Source organism: Stappia sp. TSB10P1A, assembly GCF_900185725.1.
GTDB lineage: Bacteria > Pseudomonadota > Alphaproteobacteria > Rhizobiales > Stappiaceae > Stappia.
The window spans coordinates 163,568-180,949 of record NZ_FYAU01000035.1; the positions used below are offsets into that span (position 1 = coordinate 163,568).

Annotated in this window: 14 protein-coding genes; 10 read left to right on the forward strand and 4 right to left on the reverse strand. The window is 68.4% G+C overall.

Features of this window, described 5'->3' with window-relative positions; translation table 11 throughout:
* Positions 1 to 107: 107 nt before the first annotated feature.
* The gene (locus tag TSB10P1A_RS18070) at positions 108 to 587 is read right to left on the reverse strand and encodes an Lrp/AsnC family transcriptional regulator (protein WP_186389333.1); all 480 of its coding nucleotides are present in this window, start codon (positions 585 to 587) and stop codon (positions 108 to 110) included.
* A 162-nt stretch (positions 588 to 749) separates the two neighbouring features.
* Here TSB10P1A_RS18070 and TSB10P1A_RS18075 point away from each other — a divergent pair, with 162 nt between their 5' ends.
* On the forward strand, positions 750 to 1,763 hold the full coding sequence (locus tag TSB10P1A_RS18075; RefSeq protein WP_186389334.1) for a 1-aminocyclopropane-1-carboxylate deaminase: 1,014 nt from the start codon (positions 750 to 752) through the stop codon (positions 1,761 to 1,763).
* A 201-nt stretch (positions 1,764 to 1,964) separates the two neighbouring features.
* Here the strand turns inward: TSB10P1A_RS18075 and TSB10P1A_RS18080 are convergent, their stop codons facing one another.
* A complete protein-coding gene (locus TSB10P1A_RS18080; protein WP_186389335.1) occupies positions 1,965 to 4,106 on the reverse strand; it encodes a bifunctional diguanylate cyclase/phosphodiesterase in 2,142 nt (713 codons plus the stop codon).
* 345 nt (positions 4,107 to 4,451) lie between these two features.
* Between TSB10P1A_RS18080 and TSB10P1A_RS18085 the strand changes: the two genes are divergently transcribed.
* Positions 4,452 to 6,050 (forward strand): Na/Pi cotransporter family protein, encoded by a 1,599-nt coding sequence (locus TSB10P1A_RS18085; protein ID WP_186389336.1) that lies wholly within the window; start codon positions 4,452 to 4,454, stop codon positions 6,048 to 6,050.
* Positions 6,051 to 6,082: 32 nt separating this feature from the next.
* Here TSB10P1A_RS18085 and TSB10P1A_RS18090 read toward each other — a convergent pair whose 3' ends face one another.
* Positions 6,083 to 6,904 carry a phosphodiesterase gene (locus TSB10P1A_RS18090; RefSeq protein WP_186389337.1) on the reverse strand — a complete coding sequence of 274 codons (822 nt, stop codon included), beginning with the start codon at positions 6,902 to 6,904 and terminating at the stop codon, positions 6,083 to 6,085.
* 199 nt (positions 6,905 to 7,103) lie between these two features.
* On the opposite strand from TSB10P1A_RS18090, the gene TSB10P1A_RS18095 reads away from it, so the two are divergent.
* Genes TSB10P1A_RS18095 through TSB10P1A_RS18110 form a run of 4 tightly spaced genes read left to right on the forward strand, consistent with a single transcriptional unit; the run spans position 7,104 to position 11,042 of the window.
* On the forward strand, positions 7,104 to 8,909 hold the full coding sequence (locus TSB10P1A_RS18095) for a glycosyltransferase family 39 protein (protein ID WP_186389338.1): 1,806 nt from the start codon (positions 7,104 to 7,106) through the stop codon (positions 8,907 to 8,909).
* The gene (locus TSB10P1A_RS18100; protein ID WP_208987134.1) at positions 8,906 to 9,889 is read left to right on the forward strand and encodes a phosphatase PAP2 family protein; all 984 of its coding nucleotides are present in this window, start codon (positions 8,906 to 8,908) and stop codon (positions 9,887 to 9,889) included. Before TSB10P1A_RS18095 ends, TSB10P1A_RS18100 begins: the two co-directional genes overlap by 4 nt.
* 2 nt (positions 9,890 to 9,891) lie before the next feature.
* Positions 9,892 to 10,719, forward strand: coding sequence for a glycosyltransferase family 2 protein (locus TSB10P1A_RS18105; RefSeq protein ID WP_186389339.1), 828 nt, complete (start codon positions 9,892 to 9,894; stop codon positions 10,717 to 10,719).
* Positions 10,716 to 11,042 (forward strand): lipid-A-disaccharide synthase N-terminal domain-containing protein, encoded by a 327-nt coding sequence (locus tag TSB10P1A_RS18110; RefSeq protein ID WP_186389340.1) that lies wholly within the window; start codon positions 10,716 to 10,718, stop codon positions 11,040 to 11,042. The genes TSB10P1A_RS18105 and TSB10P1A_RS18110 overlap by 4 nt, the downstream gene beginning before the upstream one ends.
* Before the next feature lie 58 nt (positions 11,043 to 11,100).
* On the opposite strand, the gene metC is transcribed toward TSB10P1A_RS18110, so the two are convergent.
* The gene (metC, locus tag TSB10P1A_RS18115; RefSeq protein ID WP_186389341.1) at positions 11,101 to 12,279 is read right to left on the reverse strand and encodes a cystathionine beta-lyase; all 1,179 of its coding nucleotides are present in this window, start codon (positions 12,277 to 12,279) and stop codon (positions 11,101 to 11,103) included.
* A gap of 297 nt (positions 12,280 to 12,576) precedes the next feature.
* Between metC and TSB10P1A_RS18120 the strand changes: the two genes are divergently transcribed.
* From TSB10P1A_RS18120 to TSB10P1A_RS18135, 4 genes are all read left to right on the forward strand, one after another.
* Entirely contained in the window at positions 12,577 to 13,593 is a 1,017-nt protein-coding gene (locus TSB10P1A_RS18120) for an amino acid ABC transporter substrate-binding protein (RefSeq protein ID WP_186389342.1), read from the forward strand.
* A 348-nt stretch (positions 13,594 to 13,941) separates the two neighbouring features.
* Complete coding sequence (locus tag TSB10P1A_RS18125) at positions 13,942 to 15,144, forward strand: amino acid ABC transporter permease (protein WP_186389343.1); 1,203 nt, start codon at positions 13,942 to 13,944, stop codon at positions 15,142 to 15,144.
* Positions 15,145 to 15,148: 4 nt separating this feature from the next.
* The gene (locus TSB10P1A_RS18130; protein ID WP_186389344.1) at positions 15,149 to 16,450 is read left to right on the forward strand and encodes an amino acid ABC transporter permease; all 1,302 of its coding nucleotides are present in this window, start codon (positions 15,149 to 15,151) and stop codon (positions 16,448 to 16,450) included.
* A gap of 43 nt (positions 16,451 to 16,493) precedes the next feature.
* A complete protein-coding gene (locus tag TSB10P1A_RS18135) occupies positions 16,494 to 17,294 on the forward strand; it encodes an amino acid ABC transporter ATP-binding protein (RefSeq protein WP_371328866.1) in 801 nt (266 codons plus the stop codon).
* The last annotated feature ends 88 nt before the right edge of the window (positions 17,295 to 17,382 follow it).

The following is a 17,382-nucleotide window of genomic DNA, read 5'->3' on the forward strand; positions in this document are numbered from 1 at the left end:
TTTGAAAAGCGAGGGGCAGGCCCCGCGCGCGGCAAGTCTATCGGCGGGCTCCGGCCGGGGTCAAGCTGGCCGCGTGCCGTGCCAGTGCCGGTACGTCCCGCGCCGCCTCAAAACTCCAGCAGGGCGTTGTCGATCACCTCCTTCATCACGAAGAAGGTGCGGGTCTGGCGGGTGCCGGGCAGGGCGATCAGCTTGTCGCCGTGCAGGCGGTTGAAGTCGGCCATGTCGCGCACGCGGATCTTCAGCATGTAGTCGAAATCGCCGGCGACCAGATGGCAGTCGAGGACGAAGGCGAGCTTGCGCACCGCCGCCTCGAATTCGCTGAAGCTCTCCGGCGTCGAGCGGTCCAGCACCACGCCGACCAGCACCAAGGAGCCGCGCTCGACCTTCTCCGGGGCGATCATCGCGCGCACGCCCCGGATATAGCCTTCGGCGAACAGCCGCTGGGTGCGCCGGTGACAGGTGGCCGGCGAGGTGTTGGTGCGCTGCGCCAGTTCCGCATTGGTCAGCCGGCCGTCCTCCTGCAGCAGCTTGAGGATCTTCAGGTCGGTGCGGTCGAGGCGACCTGCCGTGGAAGGATCTTTCATTTTATGTCTCTTGATCGAAAGCTTGCGGGGGATAACGGCGTTTTCATGCGGTCTGTATGGAGGTTCAGGCCTTGAATTAGAGAGCACATTTCACGGCTTCGTTGCTAGCTTTTTCGCCGGTTCCACAAGGCCCGCAACGGGCCCCTACCGGCGAGGACAGGCATGCTCGGGAAATTCGAACGCTATCCGCTCACCTTCGGCCCCACGCCCATCGAGAAGCTGGAGCGGCTGAGCCAGCATCTGGGCGGCAAGGTCGAGATCCATGCCAAGCGCGAGGACTGCAACTCGGGCCTCGCCTTCGGCGGCAACAAGCTGCGCAAGCTGGAATATATCGTGCCGGACGCCATCGCCAGCGGTGCCGACACGCTGGTCTCCATCGGCGGCGTGCAGTCCAACCACACGCGCATGGTGGCGGCGGTGGCGGCCAAGATCGGCTTCAAGTGCCGCCTGGTGCAGGAAAGCTGGGTGCCGCATGAGGACGCGGTCTATGACCGGGTCGGCAACATCATGCTGAGCCGCATCATGGGCGCCGACGTGCAAATGGTCGACGAGGGCTTCGACATCGGCATCCGCCGGAGCTGGGAAGAGGCGATCGCCGAGGTCGAGGCCTCGGGGGGCAAGCCCTACGCCATCCCCGCCGGCGCCTCGGTGCACAAGTATGGCGGCCTCGGCTATGTCGGCTTCGCCGAGGAAGTGCGGGCGCAGGAAGAGGCGCTCGGCTACAGGTTCGACTATATCGTCGTGTGCACGGTGACCGGCTCCACCCATGCCGGCATGCTGGTCGGCTTTGCCAAGGACGGGCGCGCGCGCAACGTCATCGGCATCGACGCCTCGGCAACCCCGGAACAGACCCGCGACCAGGTGCTGGAGATCGCCTCGCGCACGGCCGAACTGGTCGAACTCGGCCGGCCGATCGAGAAGGACGACGTGGTGCTGGTGGAAGATTATGCCTATCCGATCTACGGCGTGCCGTCGGACGAGACCAAGGAGGCGATCCGCCTGTGCGCGCGCCTGGAAGGCATGATCACCGACCCGGTCTACGAGGGCAAGTCGATGCAGGGCATGATCGACCTGGTCAAGAAGGGCTATTTCCCGGAAGGCTCCAAGGTGCTCTACGCGCATCTGGGCGGCGCCCCGGCGCTGAACGGCTACGGCTACACGTTCCGCAACGGCTGACGGGCCGCAACGGCTGACGGGCCGCAGCGGCTGACGGGCCGAAGGGCTGGGGCGTTCCCGGTCCTGGGATGAACGATAGACAGCGGGCGGGCGCGGGACGAGGGTTCCGCGCCCGTGCGCGTGTCCGGGACCCGAGCGGGGCCTGCGAGACGGGGCGGGAGAGGGGCCGGGTCAGGTGCGCCCGGGTCAGGTGCGCTCGGATCAGGCCTGGCCGATGCCGGAGAGATAGCTGACGAGGTCGGTCTCGGAGGTGGTCGGGCGGCCGAACAGATAGCCCTGGGCGAGATCGCAGCCATAGTGGCGCAGGAAGGCGAGCTGCTCGCGGGTCTCGATCCCTTCGGCGACGACGTCCATGCCGAGCGACTTGGCGAGGCTGATCACCGTGCGCACGATCACCGCGTCGTCGGCATCGGTCTCGATGTCGCGGACGAAGGACTGGTCGATCTTCAGCCGGTCGACGCGGATCCGCTTGAGATGGGCGAGCGAGGCATAGCCGGTGCCGAAATCGTCGAGCGCGATGCGGGTGCCGAACCTGCGCAACTCGCGCAGGGTCAGCGCGATGCGCTCGGCGGAGCGGCCGAGAATCACCGTTTCCGTCACCTCGATCTCCAGCCGCTGAGGCGGAAAGCCGTAGTCGCGCAGGGCGGCGGCGATGCTGGCGGCGAAGTCCGGCTCGCGAAGCTGGGCGGCCGAGACATTGACGGAGATGGTGCCGGGGTCGATGCCGGTGTCGGCGAGCCGGCGCGCCAGGCGCAGGGTGCGGGTGAGCAGCAGCCGGCCGAGCGGCACGGCAAGGCCGGTCTCCTCGGCCAGCGGAATGAATTCGGCCGGCGAGATCGCCTGTCCGTCCAGCGTCCAGCGGGCCAGCGCCTCGAAGCCCTTGTGACGGCCGCTGCCGGCCTCGACGATGGGCTGGAAGGCGACGCGCAGCGTGTCGGCGACGATCGCCCCGCGCAGCGCCTCGGCCAGGCTCTGGCGGCGTTCGCGCACCGCGCTCAGCGCCCGGGAAAAGAACACATGGGTCTGGCGCCCGGCGGCCTTGGCCTCGAACAGGGCGATGTCGGCGTGTTTCAGCAAGGTGTTGGGCGTGTCGCCGTCGCGGGGGAAGAGCGCGACGCCCATGGAGACGGTGGCCGAGAGATCCCGCCCGTCGATATGGACATTCTGGGACAGGCGCGCGTCGATGCGGGCGATGGTGTCGAGCACGGCCTGCTCGCCGGAGATCCGCGGCAGCACCACGACGAATTCGTCGCCGCCGATCCGCGCGACGACGTCGTCGCGCCCGGCGCTTTCGGTCAGCCGCTCGGCGGTGGCGCGCAGGAAGATGTCGCCGGCATCGTGGCCGAGCGTGTCGTTGATGTCCTTGAAATGGTCGAGATCGATCAGGATCAGCGCGCCGCCGGCGCGATCGGCAAGGCGCTGGCGCAGGGCCGTTTCGAGGCGGCGGCGCAGCAGGGTGCGGTTGGCAAGGCCGGTGAGCTCGTCGCGCTCGGCAAGCCGGCGGATCTCCTCGTCCTTCCTGCGCTGCTCGGTGACGTCGAGAATGACGGAGTGCCAGACCGTGTCGCCATTCGCCTCGCGATGCGGCAGGCCGCGCCCCTCCAGCCACTTGAAGCGGCCGGACGGCGTGGTCAGGCGCCAGATATAGTGCCAGGGCTTGAGGCTGCGCGCCGAGTCCACCACAGAGGCCCGCATCGGCGGCACGTCGTCGGGATGGATCATGTTCCAGATCGGCGTCGGATCGGTGTTGATCACCTCCGCCGGGAGCTCCCAGATGCCGATGCAGCCCGGCGTCATGTCGAAGATCTGGTGGGTGCCGTCGGTGCGCAGGCGATAGCGGAAGATCGCGCCGGGGATGTTCTCGGTCAGCGCCCGGAAGCGGGCCTCGCTGGCCTGCAGGTCGGCATAGGCCTGGATCTGCGCGGTGATGTCGGTGACGGTGATGTTCCAGGCATCGCCCGGCAGGTCCGGGCGGGGAAGGCCGCGGCCGACCACCCATTTCTCGGAGCCTTCGGTGCGGATGCGGAAGGTCGCCGACCACTCCGTCCGGCCTTTCCCGGCCTCGCGCAGCCGGTCGTGGAGATGGGGCAGGTCGTCGGGATGGATGCGGCGCCACAGGCGGCGCGGGCACTTGCCGATCTCCGGCAGGGACAGGCCCCACAGGGCTTCGCTGCTCTCGCTGAGATAGTCGATCTGGAACCCGCGCGAGGGGGTGCGCGACAGGCGCATGATGGCCACCGGCAGGAGATTGGTCAGCATCAACCGTGCCGCCGGGTTGTCGAGCGCAGGTGCTTTCGCGCTGCTGCGCTCATTGGATCCCGGTTTCGCCGATGTACTCGTCACGACTTCCGTCCGGCTCTTTCGCTGACATTCACCGGCCGTCACCGATCGGCGGATACCGACCGGCGGACGCCGACCTGACCTGTCGATGGTGCGGCGAACGGTTGCAGCCGCCAGCGCGCCACGGCCCCTCCGATGCGCGCCTGACGAGTGTAAGTCCATTATACGCATAATGAAAATTGATAATTCTGCCGCCGGGCCCGCTGATTTGGTTTTTGGTATACGCGCGTCTTACGCTGCACTTGCGCTCGCAAATTGCAAATCTCGCGCTGCGCGAGCCGGTGGACAGGCGGCCGCAGCACGCGGCTTGCGATTGCCCTGCGCCGTTGGCCAGCGCATGATCGGCGCATGATCGCGGACGGACTTCTGGCGCTCGGCGGGGTCGGGCTGTTCCTCACAGGCATGGTGATTCTGACCGACGGGCTGCGGGCGCTGGCCGGCGGCTCGCTGCGGCGCACGCTCGCCCGCATGACCGACAGCCCGGCCAGCGGCGTGCTGGCGGGCGCCGGCTGCACCGCCGTGCTGCAGTCGTCGAGTGCCACCACCGTCACGGCGGTGGGCTTCGTCGGCGCCGGCCTGATGACCTTTCCGCAGGCGCTCGGCATCGTGCTCGGCGCCAATATCGGCACCACCGCCAAGGGCTGGGTGGTGGCGCTGGTCGGCTTCAAGCTGGATCTCGGCATGGTGGCCCTGCCGCTGCTGCTGGCCGGCGCCCTGCTGCGGCTGCTGGGGCAGGGGCGGATGGCGCAGGCGGGCTGGGCGCTGACCGGCTTCAGCCTGCTGTTCCTCGGCGTCGACGCGCTGAAGGACGGGCTCGCCGCCTTCCAGGGCGTGGTGACGCCGGAGAGTTTTCCCGGCGACACGCTGTTCGGCCGGCTGCAACTGGTCGGCATCGGCATCCTGGTGACGCTGGTCACCCAGTCGTCGAGCGCCGGCGTGGTGATGGCGCTGGCGGCGCTCGCCGCCGGGTCGATCTCGCTGCCGCAGGCGGCGGCGCTGGTGATCGGCATGGACATCGGCACCACCGCGACGGCGCTGCTCGCCTCGCTCGGCGGCTCGGTGGCGATGCGGCGCACGGGCGTTGCCCATGTGGTCTACAACCTGATGACGGCGACGCTCGCCTTCGCGCTGCTGACGCCGTTCTCGATTCTGGCCGCGGGCGGCGGCGGCGGGGCGGGCGATGCGCAACTGGCGCTGGTCGCCTTCCACACCGGCTTCAACGTGCTCGGGGTGCTGGTGATCCTGCCCTTCGCCGGGACGTTCGCCAGGGTCATCGAATGGATGGTGCCGGACCGTCAACCGCTGGCCGCCGGGCGGCTCGATCCGGCACTGCTGGCCGAACCGGCGGCAGCGCTCGATGCGGCCGGGGTGAGCGCGCGCGAGCTTGCCGCCGGCCTCTTCACGGTGGTGGCGGACAAGCTGGAGGCGGACGAGCCGGACGCCGGCAATGGCCGGCTGGACGAGGTTGCGGCGGGCATTTCCGCCCTGCGGACCTATGTCGACGGGCTGCGCACCGACCGGGGCGACCGGGCGGCGCATTCGCGCAACCTGTCGCTGCGCCACGCGCTCGACCATCTGTCGCGGCTGTCGGCGCGGGCGGGGGAGGACCGGCGGATCACCGGGCTGCACGACGATGCGCGCCTCGGCCGGCGGGCGCACCTTTTGGCCGGCCTGGCGCGGCTGGCGGCGGGCCAGCTTTCGGACATGAGCAAGGTGGGCGCGCAGGGCGGCGGGGAGAGCGGCCGGCTGCCGGCGGAGGCGCGGCTCGCCCGGTTCCAGCACACCTTGCGCAAGCAGAGCGACCGGCTGCGCGCCGGGGCGATCGATGCCGCCGCGGCGCGCGAGATCGACGCGGAAACCGCGCTGGCCCGCCTCGACGGGCAGAGATGGCTGGCACGGGTCGCCCATCACCAGTGGCGGATCGTGCGCCATCTCTCCCGCGTGTGAGGTCGAGTGCCGGCTGCGAGGCTGGCGGCTGCCTACCAGCTCACGCCTTCGTCGGCGTAGAACGGGAACGGGCCGCGATGGCTCTCGACATAGGCCAGGTGGCTGACGACGCCGCTGTCTTGCGTGTGGCGGTGCAGGAAGAAGGCCGGCGGCTCCATCACGAACTGGCCTTCGCCCCGGTCGGCGAGGTCGAGAACCACCTGATGGGCGGTGCTCGGGCACAGGGTCATGATGGTGTTGCCGACAGCGGCGACGATGGTGCGATGGACATGGCCGCACATCACGCGCTGAACATGGGAATGCCGGGAGATCACCTCGGCGAAGGCATCGGAATCGGTGAGGCCGATCCTGTCCATGTGGCCGATGCCGGTGCGTGCCGGCGGGTGGTGCAGGGCGATGAGCGTCGGCCGGTCGCTGGCGGAGAGCGCCTGATCGAGCCAGGCGAGCTGCGCCTCGCCGAGCGTGCCGTGGGGCGCGCCGGGCACGGCGCTGTCGAGCGCGACCAGGCGCACGTCGCCGATATCGACGGCATAGTGCATCTTGCCGTTCTCGCCCTCGTTGATCGGGCCAACACCGATCAGCGTCTCGCGCATCATCGCGGTCGAATCATGGTTGCCGGGCAGCACATAGACCGGCGCCTTGATGCGGGAGATCAGCCGCTGCACGCCGGCATATTCGCGCAGGTCCGGGCCGTCGGCGAGATCGCCGGTGATCACCACGGCGTCGGGTTGCGGGTCGAGCGCGTTCAGCGCCTCGACGGCGCGGCGGGCGAGCATGTTGGTTTCGCTGACGCGGTAGCAGGCCAGTCCGCTCGGGCGCACATGCAGGTCGGTGATCTGGGCGATCAGGGTCATCAAGGTCTCCGTGAGGCAGTCGGGATGCGGGGAACGCGCTCGTCCGATTTAACGGATGTCCTGCGTCCGCGCGAGAGGAAGAGGAATGCGGCGGGATGCCGTGCGCGTGGACGGTTTCCCTTTTGCCCGCGCTCCTGTAGGAAACGCGCGAGAGGGCAACGCGGCCGCACGCCAGGCGGCTCTAGCAGGCGATCTTGACATGACGGATACACCGGCCGGTCAATCCACAGATACTCCGACGCGCAATCCGGGGACGCCGGAGGGCGCGTTCACGGGCATGTTCGCCGGCACCTTCACCGGGCGCTTCTCCGGCGCCGGCGGGCGCTGGCTGCGCCGGCTCGGCCATCGCGGCCTGGCGCCGCTGGCGCTGCTGCTGCTGTCGCTGGTGGTCTTCCTGCCCGGCCTTGTCCAGGTGCCGCCGCTCGACCGCGACGAACCGCGCTTTGCCCAGGCTTCCAAGCAGATGCTGGAGAGCCGCGACTTCGTCGACATCCGCTTCCAGGAGGAGGCGCGGCACAAGAAGCCGGTCGGCATCTACTGGCTGCAATCGGCGGCCGTGGAGATCAGCGGGCTCGGCTCGAACGCGCCGATCTGGGTCTACCGGCTGCCCTCGCAGCTCGGCGCGGTGCTGGCGGTGCTGCTGACCTACTGGTGCACCCGCGCCTTTGCCGGGCCGGTGATCTCGCTGTTCGCCGGGGCGCTGACGGCGGTAACGCTGCTGCTGGGGGTCGAGGCGCGGCTGGCGAAGACCGACGCGATGCTGCTGGCGACGATCCTGGCCGCGCAAGGGGCGCTGGCGCGGATCTGGCTCGACCGGGCGGGCGGCTGGCACAAGGGTCTGGCGGCGATCTTCTGGGCGGCGATGGCGCTGTCGGTGCTGGTCAAGGGGCCGGTCGGGCCGCTGGTCTCGGGCCTGACCCTCGTCGCGCTCTGCCTCGTCGGGCGCGAGGTCCGCTGGCTGAAGCGGCTTTATCCGCTGCCGGGCCTTGCCCTGTTCGTGCTGCTGGTGCTGCCGTGGTTCATCGCCATCGCGCTGCAGTCGGGCGGCGCCTTCTTCGCCGAGGCGGTGGGCAAGGACTTCCTGGCCAAGGTCGGCTCGGGCCAGGAGAGCCACGGCGCGCCGCCGTTGACCCATCTGGCCGCCGCGCTCGCCACCTTCTGGCCGCTGCCGGCCTTCACGCTGCTGGCGCTGCCGATGCTGGCGGGCCTGCGGCGCGCCCCGGCGGTGGTGTTCCTGCTGTGCTGGATCGTGCCGTCCTGGCTGGTCTTCGAACTGACCGCGACCAAGCTGCCGCATTACACGCTGCCGCTGCTGCCGGCCATCGCGATCCTGACGGCGCTGCTGCTGTCGCGCCTCGACGAGGCGGGCGAGGTGCCCGGCAAAGCCTGGCGGATCGGCGCGGCGGCGCTGTTCATCATCCCGGTCGCCGGCGTCGCCGTGGCCAGTCTCGCGCTGGCGCCGCTGCTCGGCGTCTGGCCGTCGCCGCCGGGGGTGGTGATCGCGCTGATCGCGCTGGTGCCGGGGCTGGCGGCGATGCGCCATCTGGCGCGCGGGGCCGCCGTGGCCGCGCTGCCCTCGGCGCTGGGCGCGGCGATCCTCGTCATCATCGCCACCTGGGGCTTCACCCTGCCGGGCCTGTCGCCGATCTGGATCAGCCCGCGGCTGGCCGAGACGGTGCGGGAGGTCGCCGGTTGCGACGCCCCGCAGGTGACCAATGTCGGCTTCAACGAGCCGAGCTACATCTTCCTGCAAGGCACCGACACGCTGCCGGCCTCCGTCAAGGACGCCGCCGGCTTCCTGATCGCGGGGCGCGGGGCGGCGGAGCGCGGCGAGCGCTGCCGGGTGGCGGTGGTCGAGGGGCGCGAGGAGCGCAATTTCCTCGACGCGATGGCCGAGCAGGGCTTTGCCGGTGCCGAGCCGGCGATCCGGCTGCAGGGCTTCAACATCAATGGCGGCAAGCGGCTCGACTTCGGCATCTACCGCGCCGCGGACCTGTCCCAATGACGGAGACACGCATGCAGGACCGGTCGGGGCTGGCGCCGGGCGAGACGGGACCTTCCGGAGAGACGGGGCCTGTCGAGCAGGCAGGCGCGTGGGCGCTGCGCCACTTGCGGCGGATGAAGGGCAATGCGCTGCGGGTGCGGGCGATCCTGCGCGGACGGTCGCAGCGCGCCGCCGGGGCGCGGCGGGCGCTGCGGCCCGGACACCGGCCGCAGGACGTGCTGGCGGTGATGCTGCTGACCGTCGGCATCGCCGCGATCGCCCTCGACATTCCGACCTATCCCTGGCTGCGGTCGCTGCCGGACGAGTACAAGCAGGCCTTCTCCGCCATCACCGATCTCGGCAAGGGCCACTGGATCCTGTGGACGACGGGGCTCTACTGCCTGCTGACGCTGGCGCTCGACTGGGACCGGCTGCGCTTCCGGGTGCGCGCGGCGCTGGCCCTCGTGTGGACCCATGCGGCCTTCATCTTCTCCGTGGTGGCGGCGAGCGGCATCGCCGTGCTGCTGCTGAAATGGCTTCTCGGCCGGGCCCGCCCGAAGCTGTATGAAGAGGTCGGGCCGGTGTATTTCGACGTGCTGTCGTTCAAGGGCGCCTATACCAGCTTTCCCTCCGGCCATTCGACGACGGTCGCCGCCTTCGCCACGGCGCTGGCGCTGATCTTCCCGGCCTATCGCTGGCTGATCGCGGTCTGCGCCTTCTGGATCGCCTTCAGCCGCATCATGGTCGGCGCGCATTATCCGAGCGACGTGATCGCCGGAACCCTGCTCGGCCTGACCATCGCGCTGGCGATGGGGCGCTGGATGGCGCGCCGGCGCCTCGGCTTCCATTTCGACGAGCACGGCGCGATCGAGCCGATCGCCGGACGGCGGAGCGCCGGGCTGGCGCTGGCGGGGCTGTGGCAGGGGGCGACCGGCCGGCGCGGCTGGCGCCGGGCGGTGCCGGCGCCGATCCTTTCCGAGACCCGCAAAGAGGCGGACTGACCATGACGGCTTCCACATCCGGCGCCAGCGCGCCGGAGACCGCGGTTCCGGAGACCCCGGCGCCGGAGATCCCGGCGCCGGACATCTCGGTGATCGTGCCGGCCAAGGACGAGCGCGACAACCTGCCGGAGCTGATCGAGGAGATCGCCGCGGCGCTGGACGGGCGCGGCTTCGAGGTGATCGTCGTCGACGACGGGTCGGGCGACGACACCGGCGAGGTGCTCGCCGAGCTGATGCGCAGCCGCCCGTTCCTGCGCGCCCTGCGGCATGCGGTGTCCTGCGGCCAGAGCGCCTCGGTGCGCAGCGGGTTGCAGGTGGCGCGCGGCGCGGTGGTGGTGACCATCGACGGCGACGGCGAGAACGATCCGGCCTATATCCCGGCGCTGATCGCCGCACTGGAGGCTGCCGGCGACGGCGTCGCGCTTGCCGCCGGCCAGCGCACCGGGCGCAAGGCAAGCTGGGCGAAGCGGCAGGCCTCGCGCCTTGCCAACGGGCTGCGCGGGCGGCTGCTGAAGGACCAGACGCGCGATTCGGGCTGCGGGCTGAAGGCGGTGCGGCGCGAGGTGTTCCTGCGGCTGCCCTATTTCGATAGCTGGCACCGCTTCCTGCCGGCCCTGGTGCTGCGCGAGGGCTACGGCGTCACCCATGTCGACATCGTCGACCGGCACCGCCGGCACGGCACTTCCAAATACGGCATTCTCGACCGGGCGCTGGTCGGCGTGCTCGACCTTTACGGCGTGTGGTGGCTGCGCCGCCGCCGCAAGCGGGTGCCGCAGGTCAGCGAGATCACCGTTCGCGACCGGGCGATGCCTGAGGAAACAGGGATATGACTGGCATGCTGAGCGATCTTCTCGCCTGGTTCCATCTGGTGTTCATCCAGCGATTCGACGGCTGGGTGGCGCTCGGCTTCGTCGCCCAGGCGATGTTCATGATGCGCTTCGTGGTGCAGTGGATCGCCTCGGAGCGGGTCGGCCGGTCGATCGTGCCGGTGGCCTTCTGGTTCTTCTCCATCGCCGGCGGCAGCCTGCTGCTGGTCTATGCGATCCAGGCCGGCGATCCGGTGTTCATCGCCGGGCAGGGGCTGGGGCTGGTGATCTACTTCCGCAACATCTGGCTGATCTTCCGCGAGAAGCGGCAGGACCCGAACATCTGAGGCGCGCGAGAGGGCGGTTGCCGCCCCCTCACATGGGGTTTCTTGAGGCCCGTGCGGCTCAGCCGCGCAGCGCCGCGAAGCCCGCTTCCAGATCGGCGCGGATGTCGGCGGTGTCCTCCAGGCCGATATGCAGGCGCACGCTGGGGCCCCCGGTCGGCAGCGGCGTTGCCGTGCGCGCGCCCTTGAGCCGCACCGGAATGGCGAGACTTTCGAAACCGCCCCAGGAATAGCCGAGGCCGAACAGCTCCAGCGCGTCGAGGAAGGCGTGGCTCTGCGCCTCGCTGACGCTGTCGACGAAGTCGAAGGCGAAGAGGCCGGAGGCGCCGGTGAAGTCGCGCTTCCAGATGGCGTGGCCCGGATCGCTCTCCAGCCCCGGATGGCGCACGCGGGCGACCTCGGGGCGCTCTTCCAGCCAGCGGGCGATCTCGAGCCCGTTCTCCATGTGGCGGCGCAGGCGCACTTCCAGCGTGCGCAGGCCGCGCAAGGCCAGATAGACGTCGTCCGGTCCGACATGCATGCCGAGCGCGCCGTGGGTCTCCTTCAGGCGCGGCCAGGCCCGCTCGCTCGCCGCCACCGTGCCGAGCATCGCGTCGGAATGGCCGATCAGATATTTGGTGCCGGCCTGCACCGACAGGTCGACGCCATGGCCGATGGCATCGAAGAAGACCGGCGTTGCCCAGGTGTTGTCCATGATCACCAGCGCGTCGCGCGCATGGGCGACACTGGCGATCGCCGGAATGTCCTGCATCTCGAAGCTGAGCGAGCCCGGCGCCTCGGTCAACACCGCGCGGGTGTTGGGCCGGAACAGCGCCTCGATGCCGGCGCCGAGCGCCGGGTCATAATAGTCGACGGCGACGCCGAAGCGGGTGAGGGTGGTGTCGGCGAAGTGGCGCGTCGGGCCATAGGCGCTGTCGGTGATCAGCACATGGTCGCCGGCCGACAGGCAGGACAGCAGCGCCACCGCGACCGCATTGAGCCCGGAGGCGGCAAGACGCACGCCGGCCGCGCCCTCCAGTTCGGCGAGTGCCTCTTCCAGCGCATCGGTGGTCGGATTGCCGCGCCGGGCATAGTGATAGGTCTGACCGCCGGACAGCATGGTCGCGCAGTCCGGAAACAGCACGGTGGAGGCGTGAACCACCGGCGGATTGACGAATCCGTGGAACGCACTGGGCTCCCGACCTGCGTGAGAGAGCTTCGTGGCAAGACCACGGGCGCGGTTCGACTGGGACGCAGACATGCACTACCTTTCGCGGGATGTTGACTGGATTTTCAGATAGCGAAAAATTTTTCGCAAATCGTACCTTACGGTGCGTCGGGCTCTTGACCCTTAGCGATAAATGCCATCGAATGCACTCATGAGATGACGGTGGCATTTCCGACGGCCAGATAACAACAAGGCTGCGGACATGCCGGGAGGGGGTATCCTGTGCCGACACTGCTTTTCGCAGACGCAACATGGCCGCATCCTGTATCCCGCGCGCGTGATCTCGAAAAAACCCAGAATAGACAGGGCAAAAGAGAAGGCTGCATATCCATGACGCATAAACTGCTTCCGATCGTGCTCGGCGCGGCGTTCGGCCTGACGGCCACCGCTGCGTCCGCCGCGACGCTCGACGACGTCAAGGCGAAGGGCTTCCTGCAGTGCGGCTCCAACACCGGCCTCGCCGGGTTTGCCGCTCCGGACGACAAGGGCGAGTGGACCGGCATTGACGTCGAGATGTGCCGGGCCATTGCCGCGGCGATCTTCGACGACGCCAACGCCGTCAAGTTCACCCCGCTGACCGCCAAGGAGCGCTTCACCGCGCTGCAGACCGGCGAAGTCGACGTGCTGGTGCGCAACACCACCTGGACGATGAGCCGCGACACGACGCTCGGCCTGAACTTCACCGGCGTCAACTACTATGACGGCCAGGGCTTCATGGTCCGCAAGTCGCTCGGCGTCTCCTCGGCGCTGGAGCTGTCGGGCGCCTCCGTCTGCGTGCAGACCGGCACCACCACCGAGCTGAACCTGACCGACTACTTCCGGGCCAACGGCATGGAGTACAATCCGGTCGTGTTCGAGAAGCTCGAGGAGGTGAACGCCGCCTACGACGCCAACCGCTGCGACGTCTACACGACCGACGCCTCGGGCCTCTACTCGATCCGCCTGCAACTCACCGATCCGGGCGAGCACATGGTGCTGCCGGAGATCATCTCCAAGGAGCCGCTCGGCCCCGCCGTGCGCCAGGGTGACGACCAGTGGTTCAACCTGGTGAAGTGGGTCCACTACGCCATGCTGAACGCTGAGGAACTCGGCGTGACCTCGGCCAATGTCGAGGAGATGAAGGGGTCCGAGGACCCGAACGTGCGCCGCCTGCTCGGCACCGAAGGCAATTTCGGCGAGTCGATCGGCCTCAGCAACGACTGGGCGGCCCGCATCATCAAGCATGTCGGCAACTACGGCGAAGTCTTCGACAAGACCGTCGGTCCGGAGACCCCGCTCGGCATCGCCCGCGGCGTGAACGCGCTGTGGTCGAAGGGCGGCCTGCAATACGCTCCGCCGATCCGCTAAGACGATGACCGGACCCGGCGCGATCCTCGCGCCGGGTTCTTCCGCTGTGGTCACCCGCATCCGAAGGTCGTCCCGTTTGGCGGCAGGCTCGCAACGAGCCGGATGAAAAGGGCGACCGGCAAGTTTACGGTTCCGGTGCGGTTCTCGAGTTTGACAGACGCTCTGGCGGTCGCCGCCAAACGAGGCGTGGTTCAAAGTCGCCACACCGGGATGCACACCACGTGACCGAGTTCGGAACACCGGACCGGCCAGGCCCGAAAACGGGCCGGTGATTTAGGGGTTGCGCTGAGAACAGCGGATTTCGGGTAACGCTGAACACAGCGAACCGGCGAGGGGAACCTGTCTGACATGACACCTGCAAGCTCTGCCGAGCGCGAGCAAGCAGGCGGCGGATCCGGCGCATCCTGGTTCTACAATCCGCGCGTGCGCGGCATTGTCTTCCAGGTCCTGGTCGTCGCCTTCCTTTTGGGGATGCTTGCCTACTTCGCCCAGAACGCGAAGATCAACCTGGAACGGGCGGGGATCGCCTCCGGCCTCGGATTTCTCTCCGAGCGCGCCGGCTTCGACGTCTCCCAGTCGCTGATCCAGTATTCCAACGACAGCACCTATTTCCGCGCCTTCCTGGTCGGGCTGTTCAACACCCTGCTGGTGGCGGTGATCGGCATCGTGATTGCCACGGTGCTCGGCTTCATCGTCGGCATCGCGCGGCTGTCGAAGAACTTCCTGATCCGCCAGATCGCCACCTGGTATGTGGAGATGCTGCGGAACATCCCGCTGCTGCTGCAACTGCTGTTCTGGTACAAGGCGGTGCTTTCCGTGCTGCCCTCGCCGCGCCAGTCGCTGGAGCCGATATCGGGGGTCTATCTCAACAATCGCGGCCTGATCCTTCCCGAGGTGATCGGCCAGCCGGGCTCGTCCGCCATCCTGTGGGCGCTGCTTGCGGCCATTGCCGCCTCCATCGGCATCTCCCGCTGGGCGCGCAAGCGGCAACAGGCGACCGGCCAGCAGTTCCCGAGCGTCTTCGTCGGGCTCGGGCTGATCATCGGCCTGCCGCTGCTGGTCTTCCTGGTCACCGGCATGCCGGTGGACCTTGCCTATGCGGAACTGGCGGGCTTCAACTTCCGCGGCGGCGTCGTCATCATCCCGGAATTCATGGCCCTGCTGCTGGGCCTTGCGCTCTACACGGCGGCGTTCATCGCCGAGATCGTCCGCGCCGGCATCCTCGCCGTCTCGCACGGCCAGACCGAGGCGGCCTATTCGCTGGGTCTGCGGCCCCGGCGCACCCTGCAGCTCGTCATCATCCCGCAGGCGATGCGGGTGATCATTCCGCCGCTGACCAGCCAGTTCCTCAACCTGACCAAGAACTCCTCGCTGGCGGTGGCCATCGGCTATCCGGACCTTGTCGCGGTGTTCGCCGGCACGGTGCTGAACCAGACCGGCCAGGCGGTGGAGGTGATCATCATCACCATGCTGGTCTACCTGACCCTGTCGCTGCTCACCTCGGGCTTCATGAATTGGTACAATTCGCGCATGGCGCTGGTGGAGAGGTAGGGCGATGAGCGTGTCGAAAATCGCCTATGTGCGAACCGACGAGGCGCCGCGCATGCCGCCGCCCGTCTCCGAGACCGGGGTTGTCGGCTGGGTCCGGCAGAACCTGTTCGACAGCGTCGGCAACGCCATCATGACGGTGCTGGGCATCGCCATGCTGGCCTTGATCCTGCCGCCGACGATCAACTGGCTGTTCATCGACGCGGTGTGGACCGGCTCGAACCGGGAGGCCTGCGTCGTGGAAGGGGCGGGGGCCTGCTGGGCCTTCGTCAACGCCAAGTTCGCCCAGTTCATGTATGGCCGCTACCCGATCGCCGAACGCTGGCGGGTGGATCTCACCGGCCTGCTGCTGATCGCCGGCCTGGTGCCGGCGGCGATCCCGCGGGTGCCGTTCAAGCGCGAGACGGTGCTTTACCTGCTCGTCGTCTTCCCGATCGCCGGCTTCATCCTGCTGACCGGCGGCAATGTCGGCCTCTCGGGCAATTTCTGGATCGGCCTCGCCGTCCTGGCGGCGCTGTCGCTGGCCGTGGTGGCGCTGATCTGCCGGAATGCCGGGATCGCGCCGGCCTCGCCACTGACGGTGGTCGCCGGCTTCTACCTGGCGCTGGCACTGGTCTTCGCCGTCATCTCCTACGATTTCGGCCTGAGGTCGGTGGAGACGCAGCTCTGGGGCGGGCTGCTGGTGACGCTGGTCGTCGCCATCGTCGGCATCGTCGCCTCCTTCCCGCTCGGCATCCTGCTGGCGCTGGGACGGCGGTCGAAGCTGCCGGCGGTCAAGCTGGTCTCGGTGATCTTCATCGAGTTCTGGCGCGGCGTGCCGCTGATCACCGTGCTGTTCATGTCCTCGGTGATGCTGCCGCTGTTCCTGCCCGACGGGGTCAACTTCGACAAGCTGCTGCGGGCGCTGATCGGCGTCGCGCTCTTCGCCTCCGCCTATATGGCCGAGGTGGTGCGCGGCGGCCTTCAGGCGATCCCGAAGGGGCAATACGAGGCGGCCGACGCCATGGGCCTGTCGTTCTGGCAGGGCATCGGCCTCGTCATCATGCCGCAGGCGCTGAAGCTGGTCATTCCGGGCATCGTCAACACGTTCATCGGCCTGTTCAAGGACACCAGCCTGGTGCTGATCATCGGCCTGTTCGACCTGCTCGGCATCGTCTCGCTGAACTTCTCGGACGCCAACTGGGCCTCGCCCAACACGCCGGCGACGGGCTTCGTCTTTGCCGCCTTCGTCTTCTGGATCTTCTGCTTCGGCATGTCGCGCTATTCCATCTACATGGAGCGCCGCCTGCACAGGGGCCACGCGCGCTGACGCGCGCGGCCCCGCGAAGCCGACACAACGTTTGGAGCTGGTCATGACTGAAAACGCTATCGACGCTGCCGAGATCCATGCGAACCGCAGCAAGATGACGGTGTCGGAGACCGACGTCGCCATCGAGATCACCAACATGAACAAGTGGTACGGCGAATTCCACGTGCTGCGCGACATCAACCTCAAGGTGATGCGCGGCGAGCGCATCGTCATCTGCGGCCCGTCCGGGTCCGGCAAGTCGACGATGATCCGCTGCATCAACCGCCTGGAGGAGCACCAGAAGGGCTCGATCATCGTCGACGGGATCGAGCTGACCGACGACCTCAAGAAGATCGACGAGATCCGCCGCGAGGTCGGCATGTGCTTCCAGCACTTCAACCTGTTCCCGCATCTGACGATCCTGGAGAACTGCACGCTGGCGCCGATCTGGGTGCGCAAGATGCCCAAGGCCAAGGCCGAGGAAATCGCCATGCACTACCTGGAGCGGGTCAAGATCCCGGAGCAGGCGAAGAAGTATCCGGGCCAGTTGTCCGGCGGCCAGCAGCAGCGCGTGGCGATCGCCCGCTCGCTGTGCATGAGCCCGAAGATCATGCTGTTCGACGAGCCGACCTCGGCGCTCGATCCGGAGATGATCAAGGAAGTGCTCGACGTGATGGTCAGCCTCGCCGAGGAGGGCATGACCATGCTCTGCGTCACCCACGAGATGGGCTTCGCCCGCCAGGTCGCCAACCGTGTCATCTTCATGGATGCCGGCCAGATCGTCGAACAGAACGAGCCGGAGCCGTTCTTCACCAATCCGCAGCACGAGCGGACCAAGCTGTTCCTCAGCCAGATCCTGCACTGACGCCGGGTCGCCTGGCGCTGTCGGGGGGCGGCGCCGGGTGCTCGCCATGCAGATGGGGGGCATCGGGGAACGGAGAAGGCGCGGGCCG

Excerpts from the sequence above, each read along its gene's own strand:
- TSB10P1A_RS18070 (WP_186389333.1), bottom strand. The coding sequence starts at position 587 with ATGAAAGATCCTTCCACGGCAGGTCGCCTCGACCGCACCGACCTGAAG.
- TSB10P1A_RS18075 (WP_186389334.1), top strand. The coding sequence starts at position 750 with ATGCTCGGGAAATTCGAACGCTATCCGCTCACCTTCGGCCCCACGCCC.
- TSB10P1A_RS18085 (WP_186389336.1), top strand. The coding sequence starts at position 4,452 with ATGATCGCGGACGGACTTCTGGCGCTCGGCGGGGTCGGGCTGTTCCTC.
- TSB10P1A_RS18090 (WP_186389337.1), bottom strand. The coding sequence starts at position 6,904 with ATGACCCTGATCGCCCAGATCACCGACCTGCATGTGCGCCCGAGCGGA.
- TSB10P1A_RS18095 (WP_186389338.1), top strand. The coding sequence starts at position 7,104 with ATGACGGATACACCGGCCGGTCAATCCACAGATACTCCGACGCGCAAT.
- TSB10P1A_RS18100 (WP_208987134.1), top strand. The coding sequence starts at position 8,906 with ATGACGGAGACACGCATGCAGGACCGGTCGGGGCTGGCGCCGGGCGAG.
- TSB10P1A_RS18105 (WP_186389339.1), top strand. The coding sequence starts at position 9,892 with ATGACGGCTTCCACATCCGGCGCCAGCGCGCCGGAGACCGCGGTTCCG.
- TSB10P1A_RS18110 (WP_186389340.1), top strand. The coding sequence starts at position 10,716 with ATGACTGGCATGCTGAGCGATCTTCTCGCCTGGTTCCATCTGGTGTTC.
- metC (WP_186389341.1), bottom strand. The coding sequence starts at position 12,279 with ATGTCTGCGTCCCAGTCGAACCGCGCCCGTGGTCTTGCCACGAAGCTC.
- TSB10P1A_RS18120 (WP_186389342.1), top strand. The coding sequence starts at position 12,577 with ATGACGCATAAACTGCTTCCGATCGTGCTCGGCGCGGCGTTCGGCCTG.
- TSB10P1A_RS18125 (WP_186389343.1), top strand. The coding sequence starts at position 13,942 with ATGACACCTGCAAGCTCTGCCGAGCGCGAGCAAGCAGGCGGCGGATCC.
- TSB10P1A_RS18130 (WP_186389344.1), top strand. The coding sequence starts at position 15,149 with ATGAGCGTGTCGAAAATCGCCTATGTGCGAACCGACGAGGCGCCGCGC.
- TSB10P1A_RS18135 (WP_371328866.1), top strand. The coding sequence starts at position 16,494 with ATGACTGAAAACGCTATCGACGCTGCCGAGATCCATGCGAACCGCAGC.